The organism is Microbacterium aurantiacum (assembly GCF_040532595.1).
Classification (GTDB): domain Bacteria; phylum Actinomycetota; class Actinomycetes; order Actinomycetales; family Microbacteriaceae; genus Microbacterium; species Microbacterium chocolatum_B.
In genome coordinates this window covers 1,737,619-1,749,261 of the sequence record NZ_JBEVYX010000001.1, presented here as the reverse complement: position 1 = coordinate 1,749,261, position 11,643 = coordinate 1,737,619, and the positions used below count along the sequence as shown (strand labels likewise).

12 protein-coding genes are annotated in these 11,643 nt (G+C 70.4%); 11 read left to right on the top strand and 1 reads right to left on the bottom strand.

The window, feature by feature from the left end; translation table 11 throughout:
• Positions 1-40: 40 nt before the first annotated feature.
• From ABXJ56_RS08325 to ABXJ56_RS08275, 11 genes are all read left to right on the top strand, one after another.
• Positions 41-1,210, top strand: coding sequence for an ABC transporter ATP-binding protein (locus ABXJ56_RS08325; RefSeq protein ID WP_353999215.1), 1,170 nt, complete (start codon positions 41-43; stop codon positions 1,208-1,210).
• A gap of 91 nt (positions 1,211-1,301) precedes the next feature.
• Entirely contained in the window at positions 1,302-2,486 is a 1,185-nt protein-coding gene (locus ABXJ56_RS08320; protein ID WP_353999214.1) for an ABC transporter substrate-binding protein, read from the top strand.
• Entirely contained in the window at positions 2,479-3,423 is a 945-nt protein-coding gene (locus ABXJ56_RS08315; protein WP_353999213.1) for an ABC transporter permease, read from the top strand. Before ABXJ56_RS08320 ends, ABXJ56_RS08315 begins: the two co-directional genes overlap by 8 nt.
• The gene (locus ABXJ56_RS08310; protein ID WP_353999212.1) at positions 3,420-4,325 is read left to right on the top strand and encodes an ABC transporter permease; all 906 of its coding nucleotides are present in this window, start codon (positions 3,420-3,422) and stop codon (positions 4,323-4,325) included. The genes ABXJ56_RS08315 and ABXJ56_RS08310 overlap by 4 nt, the downstream gene beginning before the upstream one ends.
• Before the next feature lie 39 nt (positions 4,326-4,364).
• Complete coding sequence (locus tag ABXJ56_RS08305; protein ID WP_353999211.1) at positions 4,365-6,020, top strand: amidohydrolase; 1,656 nt, start codon at positions 4,365-4,367, stop codon at positions 6,018-6,020.
• Between the two features lie 112 nt (positions 6,021-6,132).
• On the top strand, positions 6,133-7,569 hold the full coding sequence (locus ABXJ56_RS08300; RefSeq protein WP_353999210.1) for an NAD(P)/FAD-dependent oxidoreductase: 1,437 nt from the start codon (positions 6,133-6,135) through the stop codon (positions 7,567-7,569).
• The gene (locus tag ABXJ56_RS08295) at positions 7,566-7,919 is read left to right on the top strand and encodes a cupin domain-containing protein (RefSeq protein ID WP_353999209.1); all 354 of its coding nucleotides are present in this window, start codon (positions 7,566-7,568) and stop codon (positions 7,917-7,919) included. The genes ABXJ56_RS08300 and ABXJ56_RS08295 overlap by 4 nt, the downstream gene beginning before the upstream one ends.
• Before the next feature lie 118 nt (positions 7,920-8,037).
• Positions 8,038-9,033, top strand: coding sequence for an endonuclease/exonuclease/phosphatase family protein (locus ABXJ56_RS08290; protein ID WP_353999208.1), 996 nt, complete (start codon positions 8,038-8,040; stop codon positions 9,031-9,033).
• Positions 9,034-9,046: 13 nt separating this feature from the next.
• On the top strand, positions 9,047-9,868 hold the full coding sequence (locus ABXJ56_RS08285; protein ID WP_353999207.1) for a hypothetical protein: 822 nt from the start codon (positions 9,047-9,049) through the stop codon (positions 9,866-9,868).
• Between the two features lie 34 nt (positions 9,869-9,902).
• Positions 9,903-10,259, top strand: coding sequence for a hypothetical protein (locus tag ABXJ56_RS08280; RefSeq protein WP_353999206.1), 357 nt, complete (start codon positions 9,903-9,905; stop codon positions 10,257-10,259).
• Positions 10,260-10,310: 51 nt separating this feature from the next.
• Positions 10,311-10,907, top strand: coding sequence for a dihydrofolate reductase family protein (locus tag ABXJ56_RS08275; RefSeq protein WP_353999205.1), 597 nt, complete (start codon positions 10,311-10,313; stop codon positions 10,905-10,907).
• Here the strand turns inward: ABXJ56_RS08275 and ABXJ56_RS08270 are convergent, their stop codons facing one another.
• Entirely contained in the window at positions 10,908-11,639 is a 732-nt protein-coding gene (locus ABXJ56_RS08270) for an alpha/beta fold hydrolase (RefSeq protein ID WP_353999204.1), read from the bottom strand.
• Between the last annotated feature and the right edge of the window lie 4 nt (positions 11,640-11,643).

Below are 11,643 nucleotides of genomic sequence, written 5' to 3'. Positions count from 1 at the left end.
CGCACCGGCGCGCGGACCGTCAGCAGGAGGAGTCCCCCAGGTGACGACGGCGACCGACGCAGACCACGCTCCGCCCACCCGTTCGGCCGACGATGAACGCGGTCGGGTGTGGCTGGACGGAATCACCAAGCGCTACGGCGACCAGGTCGCCGTCGACGATCTGTCGCTGGCGATCCAGCCGGGCGAGTTCATCTCGCTGCTCGGTCCTTCCGGATGCGGCAAGACCACGACGCTGCGGATGATCGCCGGGTTCGAGCACCCGGACGAGGGCGACATCCTCATCTCCGGCACCTCGGTGCTGAACACCCCGCCCTACCGCCGCGACGTCAACACGGTGTTCCAGGCGTACGCGCTGTTCCCGCACCTGAGCGTGGCGGAGAACGTCGCCTACGGTCTGCAGCAGCGCCGCACCCCGAAGGAGCAGATCCGCGAGCGCGTGTCGCAGGCGCTGGATCTGGTGCAGATGCGGCGTTTCGCCGACCGGAAGCCCACTCAGCTCTCCGGTGGCCAGCAGCAACGCGTCGCGCTCGCCCGCGCCCTCGTGAACCGTCCCGCCGTCCTTCTCCTCGATGAGCCCCTCGGCGCGCTGGACCGGCAGCTGCGCGAGGAGATGCAACTGGAGCTGAAGCTCCTGCAGGCGCGTCTCGGGATCACCTTCGTCTTCGTCACGCACGACCAGGGCGAGGCGCTGTCGATGAGCGACCGCATCGCGATCATGCGCGCCGGCCGCATCGAGCAGCTCGCCGACGCCGACACCGTCTACGCCCGGCCGGCATCCGCCTACGTCGCGGCGTTCGTCGGGCAGCAGAACTTCTTCCGCGGGCCGGTCACCGCCGGCGGGGCCGCGATCTCGAGCCCGCACGCCACGGTGCAGTCCCCCGATGCGACCCTCGCGGGTGTCGCGCAGGGAGAAGCCGCCGTCCGTCCGGAGTACATCCGGATCGAGAAGGATGCCGGCACACCGGTCGCCGACACCAACGTCGCCCGCGGCTCCCTCATCGGGGTCTCGCACCTCGGCGACACGATGCAGTACCTCGTCGAGCTCGGCGGCGATCAGAGCATGCTCGTGCGCCGCCCCACCCCCGAGGCGCCGTCCCTCCGCGTCGGCGACCCCGTGGTCTGCACGTGGGCCGCGCACCACGTGCTGCTCTTCCCCGCTGATGACTCCGCCGTCCAGGGCGGCTACGTCGCCCCGCCGACCTCGCTCTGACCCGACCGAACATCACACCCGCACACCCCACCCGAACGCACGACACCGCACCCGACACCAGCACCCGACACGCGACCCGACTGGAGACCCGATGCCCGCCTCTCGCACCCCCATCCGCATCCTCGCCCCGGAGGCCGCAGCGCCCATCATCATGCGCGAGGTGTCCCGCCGTCGGTTCCTGAGCATCGCCGCCCTCACCGGCGGCGCCGCCTTCCTCGCCGCCTGCTCGCCCGGCGGCGGCAGCTCGCCCGCCCCCCAGGCCACGGGCGGGGCTCTGGAGAGCAACCTGTCGGTGTACACGTGGGGCGACTACGACTCCCCCGACGTGGTGTCCTCCTTCACGGCAGACCTCGGCCCGCGCGTGACCCTCGACTCGTACTCCTCCAACGAGGAGCTCATCGCGAAGCTCATCGCCGCCCGCGGCACCTCCGGGTACGACATCGTCGTCCCCACCGGCGTGTTCGTCCCGCAGATGATCGAGAACGGGCTCCTCACCCCGCTCAACAAGGACCTCCTGCCGAACATCTCCAACATGGACCCGGCCTACCTCGGCCGCGCGTGGGACCCGAACAACGAGTACACGATCTGCAAGGCGTGGGGCACCACCGGCTACACGTACGACAAGACCGTCATCACGCGCGAGCTCACCACCTGGGCGGACTTCTTCGACGCCGCGCAGAACGAGGCGAGTGGGCGGACCTCGATGTCGGACGATCCCGCCGCCATCATCGGGTCCTACTTCTGGGCCAACGACATGGACTGGAACACCGAAGACCCCGACGAGCTGGAGGCGTGCCGCCAGTTCCTCGTGAACGAGATCGCGCCGCACATCTCCGCGTTCGACTCCTACCCGGGAACCAACGCGATCCCGCAGGGCACCCAGGTGCTCGCGCAGGGGTGGAACGGCGACTCCCGCCTCGGCATCCTCGAGTCGCCCGACCCCGAGCGCTGGCAGTGGGTTCTGCCCGGCCCCCTCACCGAGCTGTGGATGGACAACTGGGCGATTGCCGAGGGCGCACCCAACCCGGAAGCGGCCCACGCCTTCATCAACTTCTCGATGACCCCCGAGAACCTTTTCCTCAACCTCGACTACATCGGGTACCACGTGGGCGGCAAGGACATGGAGACCGAGGCTGTCGACGCCGGACTCGAGTACACCGACATCATCTTCTTCACCCCCGAGCAGCTCGACACGATGCGGGAGCAGGTGCTCAACGACTCCCAGACCACGCGCGTGGAGATCTGGAACGAAGTGAAGGCCGCCGCGGGTGCGTAATCGCTCGACGGGCGCCGCGCTCGCCGTTCCGGCGTGGGCGTGGCTGCTGCTGTTCTTCGTCGCCCCCGTGGGGATGGTGATCTGGTTCAGTTTCGGCTACAAGCCCGGCGTCTTCGGCACGCACGCGAACGACATCCTCTCGTTCGACCGGTACGTCGAGGCGCTGTCGCCGACGTTCTTCGCGACGTTCACCAACACCCTGTGGGTCGGCATCCTCGGGACGATCCTCTGCTTCGCGATCGGGATGCCGGTGGCGTACTGGATGGCGTTCAAGGTCAACCCCGCGCGGCGGGGCCTCCTGATCGCGCTGGTGCTGGTGCCGTTCTGGACGAACTTCCTCGTCCGCACGATCGGCTGGCAGGTGATCCTCGCCCCGGAGGGCTGGATGTCGCAGATCCTGCAGAGCGTCGGCATCATCGACGGCCCGCTGGCCCTGCTCTACACGCGCACCGCGGTGCTCATCGGCGTGGTCTACAACTACCTGCCGCTGATGATCCTGCCGCTGTTCGTCGCGTTCGACCGCGTCGGTCCCACGCTCCGGGAGGCGTCGAAGGATCTGGGGGCGGGCAAGGTCATGACCTTCCTCCGGGTGACTCTGCCGCTGTCGCAGCCGGGCATCATCGCGGGCGTGCTGCTGGTGTTCATCCCCCTCATGGGCGACTACATCACCGCCACCGTCCTCGGCGGTGCGCGCGGCAACATGGTGGGCCAGCTGGTGGCCAGCCAGTTCCAGACCGCGCAGAACTGGGCGCTCGGGTCGGCCATGGCCGTGCTGCTGATGCTCGTGATCACCCTCACGATCGGTGTCGCGGCCGCGCTCATCTGGCTCGTGAGCATGCCGTTCCGCAACCGCAACCGCCTGGTCCTGGGCGCGGCGCCCGACCAGGCCTCTCCGGCAGCGCCGGCGCAGCCCGTCCGCGAGGAGGTGCGGTCATGACCCAGACGACCACCGAGACCATGCTCCGCGCGCAGTCGACCGCACGGGGCCGGCGTACCCGCGCCCGCATGACCGGGTCGGACATCGCGCTCCGGGTATGGGGCATCCTCGTGATGCTGTTCCTCTTCGCCCCGATCATCGTCATCGTCATCTACTCGTTCAACACCGGCCGTCTGCTGGTGTCGTGGGGCGGGTTCGGCTTCGACGCCTTCCTCACGATCGTCGAGAAGCCCCAGATCCAGAACGCGGTGCGCGTGTCGATCGTCACGGCATTCATCGCCGCGATCATCGCCACGGTGCTGGGCACCCTCGCCGGCATCGCGATGTCGCGGTACCCGGGCAAGTGGGTGTGGTGGTTCCTCGCGCTCCTTCTCCTGGTGTCGGTGACGCCCGAGATCGTCGACGCGGTGGCGCTCCTGCCGTGGTTCGTCTTCCTCGGACAGGATGCCGGGATCGCGATGTTCAACGACGGCATCGTGCGCCTGTCGGTGGGTTCCTCGCTGTTCGCCACCGCCGTGGTGTCGTACATCGTCCGGGCGCGCCTCGTCGGACAGGACGCGAACCTGGAGGAGGCCTCGGGCGACCTCTACGCGACGCCGTTCACGACGTTCCGACGTGTGACGCTGCCGCTCGCGATGCCCGCCGTCCTCGCCGGGTTCCTGCTGGCGTTCACGCTGAGTTTGGACAACACGATCATCGCCGCGTTCGTGCAGGTGTCCGGTACGACCCCGTGGCCGGTGTACGTCCTCAGCGCGCTGCGCTCGGGCCTCCGACCCGAGATCGCCGCGGTGTCGACGATCATGCTGCTGCTGACCCTCGTCGCGCTGGCCGTGGTCGCACTGGTCCTGCGTCGCGCCGGCGACTCGGCGACGCAGATCGCCCGCACGATGACCGGCGGCTGAGCCCGCCCGCACGCCGACCGACACCCGCGGAGGAATCCGATGCACCACGCCGATCTCGTCTTCCACGGGGGTCCGGTCTTCACCGCCGACAGGGTGCGCTCCCGCGCGCACGCCGTCGCCGTCTCGGGCGGACGGATCGTCGCCGTGGGCGGGGACGCGGTCCGCGACCTCATCGGGCCGCGGACGGAGATCGTCGACCTCGGCGGTCGCCTCCTCGTCCCGGGGTTCCAGGACGCGCACGTCCATCCCGTCTGGGGCGGGCTCGACATGCTCCGCTGCGACCTGGCGGACTACGGCGACGCCCCGCAGTACCTCGCGGCGATCGACCGCTACGTCTCCACCCACCCGGACGAGGAGTGGATCCTCGGCGGCGGGTGGCAGATGTCGGCGTTCCCGGGCGGCACGCCCACCGCGGAAGCCCTGGATGCCGTGACCGGCGACCGTCCCGCGTTCTTCCCCAACCGCGACGGGCACGGCGCGTGGGTCAACTCCGCCGCCCTCCGCGCCGCGGGCATCGACCGCGACACACCGGACCCGGCCGACGGGCGCATCGAGCGGAACTCGGACGGCACTCCGAGCGGCACCCTCCACGAGGGGGCGATGGCGCTGGTGAACCGCCTCCTTCCGGAGGAGCCGCTGGAGCGGATGACCGAGGCCCTCCTCGTGGGGCAGCGCTACCTGCACTCGTTCGGGATCACGGCGTGGCAGGACGCCATCGTCGGCCCGTACGGCGACGCCGGGGACCCGGGACCGGCGTACCTCCGCGCGGCCGCCGACGGCACGCTGACCGCCCGGGTCGTGGGCGCGCTGTGGTGGGACCGCGCGGCCGGCGTCGAGCAGATCCCGATCCTGCAGGAGCGGCGCGAGCGCTACCGCGGCGGGCGCTTCGCCGCCACGAGCATCAAGATCATGCAGGACGGCGTGGCCGAGAACTTCACCGCCTCGATGCTCGAGCCCTACTGCGACGGGCACGGGCATCCGACCGACAACTCCGGCATCTCGTTCGTCGACCCGGAGGTCCTGTCCGAAGCCGTCCCGCTGCTCGACGCCGACGGGTTCCAGGTGCACTTCCACGCGATCGGCGACCGCGCCGTCCGCCAGTGCCTGGATGCCGTGGCCCGCGCGGTCGAGCGCAACGGCCGCCATGACAACCGGCACCACATCGCGCACATCCAGGTGGTCCATCCCGACGACATCCCCCGCTTCCGCGAGCTCGGCGTCGCGGCGAACATGCAGTCGCTGTGGGCGACCTACGAGCCGCAGATGGTCGACCTCACCCTGCCGTTCCTCGGCGAGCCGCGGAGTGCCTGGCAGTACCCGTTCGGCGACCTGCTGCGCAGCGGCGCCGTGCTCGCCGCGGGGAGCGACTGGTCGGTGTCGTCCCCCGACCCGATGGCCGCGATCCACACCGCGGTGAACCGCAAGGCAGCTCCCGGCCACGAGGAGGGCGAGTACGACGCCTTCCTCCCCGAGCAGACGATCGACCTCGCCACGTCGTTGGCGGCGTACACCGCGGGGTCCGCGTGGGTGAACCATCTCGAGGCCGACACCGGCTCGATCGAGGTCGGCAAGTACGCCGATCTCGCGCTGCTCGACCGCGACCCGTTCGCCGGCCCCGTCGAGGAGATCGGGGCCAGCCGCGTGCTCCAGACGTTCGTGGAGGGGGAGCGGGTCTACGCCGCCGACGACGCGTGATCCTCGGACGAGTCGTCCGGCCGGCGAGGATTCTCGCGACGGGACGACGGCGCTCGGTCGATGCCGAGCGACCAGGATGGAACCACCGAGAACCCGAGAAAGGGTGATACCCGTGGGCACCACGGTCTTCGAACGAACCCCGCCCGCTCCCCGCGTCATCGCGCACGCGCTCGCCGGAACCCGGCAGAGCGTCTTCTGGCTCGACGACCTCCCTCCCTCCCGGCCCCGCGCGCACTTCGCCGGTGAGGCGACCGCCGACCTCGTGGTCATCGGCGCCGGGTACACGGGCCTCTGGACGGCGCTGGCCGCGAAGCGCCGCGACCCGTCCGCCCGCGTCGTGATCCTCGAGGGCAAGCGCGTCGGCTGGGCGGCATCCGGCCGCAACGGCGGATTCTGCGAGGCGAGCCTCACACACGGTCGCGACAACGGGCTGTCCCGCTGGCCGAACGAGATCGACCGGCTCGACGAGATGGGCCTGGAGAACCTCGACGCCATGGGCGACGACATCGCGCGTCTGAAGATCGACGCCGACTGGGAGCGCACCGGGTCGCTCGGCGTCGCCATCGAACCGCACCAGCTGGAATGGCTCGACGAGTGGGCGGAGGATGCCGCCTCCCGCGGCGAAGAAGGCGTCGTCCGCCTCGACGAGCAGCAGACCCGCGCCGAGGTGAACTCGCCCACCTATCTCGGGTCGGTGTGGGAGAAGCGCTCCACCGCGCTGGTGCACCCCGGGAAGCTCGCCGCGGGCCTCGCCCGCGCGGCCGAGGAGGCCGGGGTGCAGATCTTCGAGGAGTCTCCCGTCCACGCGCTGGACGACGACGGCGACCGCCTGAAGGTCGTCACCCTGCGCGGCCGCATCACCGCGCCGCGCGTCGTGCTCGCCACGAACGTCTTCCCCTCGCTTCTCCGTCGCAACCGCCTGATGACGGTGCCGGTGTACGACTACGTCCTCATGACCGAGCCGCTGACCGATGCGCAGCTCGGCGAGATCGGGTGGGGCTCCCGCCAGGGGCTCAGCGACCTGGCGAACCAGTTCCACTACTACCGCTTGAGCCGCGACAACCGCATCCTCTTCGGCGGCTACGACGCTGTCTACCACTACGGCCGGCAGGTCCGGCAGCGCTACGAGGACCGCCCGGCATCCTTCGAGCGCCTGGCCAGCCACTTCTTCACGACGTTCCCGCAGCTGGAGGGACTGCGCTTCACCCACCAGTGGGCGGGCGCGATCGACACCTCGACGCAGTTCAGCGCGTTCTATGGCACCGCCCGCGGCGGACGCGTCGCCTACGCCGCGGGCTTCACGGGCCTCGGCGTCGCCGCGACGCGCTTCGCCGGCGATGTCATGCTCGACCTGCTGGAAGGCAAGCAGACCGAGCGCACGGAGCTGGAGATGGTCCGCAAGCGCCCCCTCCCCTTCCCGCCCGAGCCGGTCGCGGCCGTCGGCATCAATATGACGCGCTGGTCGCTCGACCGCGCCGACCACGATCGCGGACGCCGCAACCTCCTCCTGAAGACCCTCGACGCCCTCGGACTGGGATTCGACTCGTGAGCCGGCTCGTTCCCGGCCAGGCGACGGATGCCGCGTCCCTCCCGGCCCCGTTCGTCCCCCTCGACCCCGACCTCGTCGTCTCGGGAACCCCGACGACCCGCTTCGTCGACCTCGACGAGACCTCCCACCGGACCGTCGGGGTGTGGGAGCACACCCCGGGCGTCTCGACCGACGTCGAGGCGGACGAAGTCTTCGTCGTCCTCGCCGGGGACGCGACCCTGAGCTTCGACGGCGAGGATGCGCCGCCGCCCCTCGTCCTCACCCCGGGCGTCATCGTGCGGCTGTCCGAGGGGATGCGCACGACCTGGACGGTGCGCGAAACGCTGCGGAAGGTCTACATCTCGCCCTGACGCGCCGCAATCCGATTCGAAGCGCGGGGCTCGGCATCCGTCTCGAGGATGACGCCCTTTCGCGGACGTACATCGGTATGCCGACGCGGTGCGCGGATCGTGCTGGCACGATCGACGAATGGAGACGTCGACGACCGCTCGTGTGCGCCCCCGCTCGCGTCGCCGGGTCGTCTGGACGACGTTCGCGATCGCGGTCTCCGCCGTGGCGGCGGTGCTCCCGCATCTCGAGATTCCCGGGATCGCGGCGGTCCCCGTCGCTCAAGCGCTCGTCCCCGTCGGGGCGGTGGGTCTCCTCATCCTCGCCGTCGCCTCTCTGCTCTTCCGATCGTGGACGGCCGCGGCTGCCTTCGTCCTCGGCGCGGTGGTCAGCGTCATCCCGACGCTGGCTCCCCTGCACGCGGGTGCGGAATGCGAAATCGACAGGCGGGCGACGGTCCTGTCGTTCAACGCGAAGTTCGCGGATGCCGATCCGGTCGCGGTGTCCGATTTGATCCGCACCACGGAGCCGATCGCGGTCATCCTGCTGGAGACGAGCGAACCGCTGATCGACGCGATCCTCAGCGCGCACGACCTCGCCGATGCATTCCCCCACCGCACGCGCGAGGTCTCGTCGGGGCAGGCGAGCGGGAGTGTGATCCTGTCCGCCTACCCGCTGTCGCGCGAGGAAGACGTCCCCGGGAGCGAGTTCGACCAGGTCAGCGCCGTCGCGACCGTGCCGGGCGCGGGCGACGTCCGGATCGCCGCGGTCCACCCGCCGCCGCCGGTCTGGCAGCCGAACGGGTGGCGCGACGGTCTCGACGACATCGCCGCCTGGGTGCGCGACAGCCCCGACGAGACGCTCATCGTCGCCGGGGACTTCAACGCCTCGTTCGCCCACCCCGCCCTGCGTCGGCTGGCTTCGGATCTGCGTTCGGGCGCCGAAGCGGCGGGACCGATCCCCTGGCCGACGTGGCCGGAGGAGAAGGCGATCCCCGCGTTCACGGCCATCGACCACATCTTCGCCCGGGGCGCGACACCCCTCGAGTGGAGCACCGTCGCCATCGCGGGCAGTGACCACCGCGCCGTCGTCGCCGAGTGGGGCATGTGTACTGGACAGGCCGATCCCGCTCCGTGAGACGATCGGGAACGTGAAGCCTGCCGTCCGCGCCGAGCTGGAAGCCCTCCGTCTCCGCGCCTACGGGCCCGCGCCGGACATCGCCGAAGACCCGGCGGCGCTCCGGCGGCTCGCGGAGCTCGAGAGCTGGGCTCGGCATCGGAAGCCGGGGCCGGAGCCGGAGTTCGACGAGGAGTCTGGGCCGGAGGCGGCAGCCGCGGCATCCGCTCGGACCGTTGCGGAGGAGGAGAGTTCCGAGGAGAAGGCGGCGCCCGTGTCGAACACGGAGAGCCCGCCCGAGCGCCCCCGCTCGTTCACGGCCGCTCTCGGGCGCCTCTCCCCCCGTCGCCTTCCCCGCGTCGCGTGGGTCGCGTGGACTGCGTCCCTCATCGCGGTGGCAGCACTCGCCGCGGTCATCACTTATGGCCTGGTGAACATCGCACCGGTGGCCGTCTCGCAGGGCGCGCGCCAGATCGCCACGCTCGAGCCCGACCCGTCGCTGCGGGTTCCGACCGGCTGGTTCGGGGCGGGCGCGAGTTCGCACGCGTACCGGTTCTTCGGCCTCACCCTCTTCGAGACGACCCAGGGGATGTACGGCTCCACGAGCGGGGAGTGCCTGACGATGGTACTCAGTTCGGATCTGCCAGCGGATGAGGAGTCCGTGCGGGACGGCTTCTCCACCGCGGGGCCCATCTACTCCGGATGCCGGGTCGGCAGCTTCCCCGCGACCATCTCCGTCGGGGTCGACAGCACCTCCCCTCTGGAGCTGCGGGCGCAGTTCCCCGGTGCGTCTCTGCAGTTCATCAAGGACGGCGATCGCATCGGCGTCTTCCTCGGCACGTCGGATGCGGACTGACCGATGGCGACCCCTGTGTCGTAGCGTGGCGACCATGGGACGAGACCTGACCGAACGCGAACGCGCCGCCCTGACGTTCCTGGTCGATCACGCCGTTCCGTTCGCGGGCGACCCGCCGGTCCCCGACGACACGCGGCGTCGTCTGCGCGACCAGATCCCCACGACCCGCGCCGGCGCGCGATGCAGCTGCGGCACCTGTCCCTCGATCGAACTCCAGGATGCCGCGGGGGTGACTCCGGTCGGTGGCTCGCGGCGCGTCCTCACCGCCGAGGGCCCCGGCGCTTCACTGCTGCTGTTCATCGACGACGACCGGCTCAGCTACCTCGAACTCGCCCCGCACGGCGATGACGTCGTCGCCGAGTTCCCCCCGGTCGAGGCGCTCACGGTCTGAGCACCGCCGATCAGGTGGACAATCAGCAGCGAACCACAGGAAGAGGAACGCATGGCACGTGAGCTCGTCTACACCGGCTTCATCACCCTCGACGGTTCTGTCGATTCGCCCGGCGGGGCGGTCGAGGGCCATCCCGGGGGTGGATGGGTCTTCGACACGGAGTTCGTCGAGGACGCCTTCGCACTCAAGGGCGAGGAACTCGCCGACACCACGGCGCTGCTGTTCGGGCGGCGCAGCTACCAGGCGTTCGCGCCCTTCTGGCGGGAATCCGAGGATCATGCCGCGTACCGCGACCTGCCGAAGTTCGTCGTGTCGACGACACTCGCCGACGACGACCTGGTCGACGGATGGGGCGAAACCATCATCCTGCGCAGCCTCGACGACGTCCGCGCTCTCACACAGACCGACGGCGGTGCGATCTTCGTGCACGGAAGCGCCGAGCTCGCCCGACACCTCGGCGAGGCCGACCTGATCGATCGGTACAACCTCCTGATGTTCCCCTACCTGCTGCCGGGCGGAAAGAACCTGTTCGGAGACGCCTCGACCGACCGTTCAGGGGCGCACGTCGATCGTCGCACGCTGTCGCTGCGCGAGTCCGAAGCCTACTCGAACGGCGTGGTGAAGCTCGTCTACGACGTCCGCCGCTAGCTACCGCGTGGCCTCGACGCGGATGGTCTCGGCGAGGTCGGCGGTGCGGCTCCACATCGGCCAATGACCGGTCGGCAGGTCGACGACGGTGACGTCGTCGAGGAGGGCGACCTCCGCGAACATTGGATGCCCGGCATCCGCCAGCTCCCTGACCTGCGCGCTCGGGAGCGAGCAGCACACCAGCGTCGTCGGCACCGCGTGGCGCTGCGGGTTCGACAGCGCGATCGGCTGGCGGAGCACTGGTCCGGGTTCGGGAACCGCTCGCGTGCGGAACCGTTCGAGGTCGCCCGCGCTCAGACCCTCGAGGCTCGCCTGCTGTGCGAGCGCATCGAACGGCGGCAGCGGCAGCTCCGCGACCGCGTCCGGCAGGTCGGGAGCGAACGCGACGCCCGGCGCCGCCGGTCCGGAATCCACCCACACCACGCGGCGAACAAGCTCCGGATGCCGATCGAGCACGATGCTGACCGGCGCGTTCGCGCCGCTGTGGGCGACGATCATCGCCGGAAGGTCGGCGGCGTCGGCATCGGCGAGGGCAGTGAGGATCGCCTCGACCTGATCATCCAGGGTGCGGGTCGTGCGTGCGGGATCGGCGGGATCGAGGCCGGGGAGGGTCATCGCCGTCGTGCGCTCCCGCGCGGGATCGAGGTGCTCGGCGATCTCGTCCCAGGCCCACGCTCCCAGCCAGTGGCCAGGGATGAGAAGGACGGTCGGGGAGGCGTTCGTCGTCGTCATGGCT

Coding starts and splice junctions, on each gene's coding strand:
- ABXJ56_RS08320 (WP_353999214.1), top strand. CDS start 1,302: ATGCCCGCCTCTCGCACCCCCATCCGCATCCTCGCCCCGGAGGCCGCA.
- ABXJ56_RS08310 (WP_353999212.1), top strand. CDS start 3,420: ATGACCCAGACGACCACCGAGACCATGCTCCGCGCGCAGTCGACCGCA.
- ABXJ56_RS08305 (WP_353999211.1), top strand. CDS start 4,365: ATGCACCACGCCGATCTCGTCTTCCACGGGGGTCCGGTCTTCACCGCC.
- ABXJ56_RS08290 (WP_353999208.1), top strand. CDS start 8,038: ATGGAGACGTCGACGACCGCTCGTGTGCGCCCCCGCTCGCGTCGCCGG.
- ABXJ56_RS08280 (WP_353999206.1), top strand. CDS start 9,903: ATGGGACGAGACCTGACCGAACGCGAACGCGCCGCCCTGACGTTCCTG.
- ABXJ56_RS08275 (WP_353999205.1), top strand. CDS start 10,311: ATGGCACGTGAGCTCGTCTACACCGGCTTCATCACCCTCGACGGTTCT.
- ABXJ56_RS08270 (WP_353999204.1), bottom strand. CDS start 11,639: ATGACGACGACGAACGCCTCCCCGACCGTCCTTCTCATCCCTGGCCAC.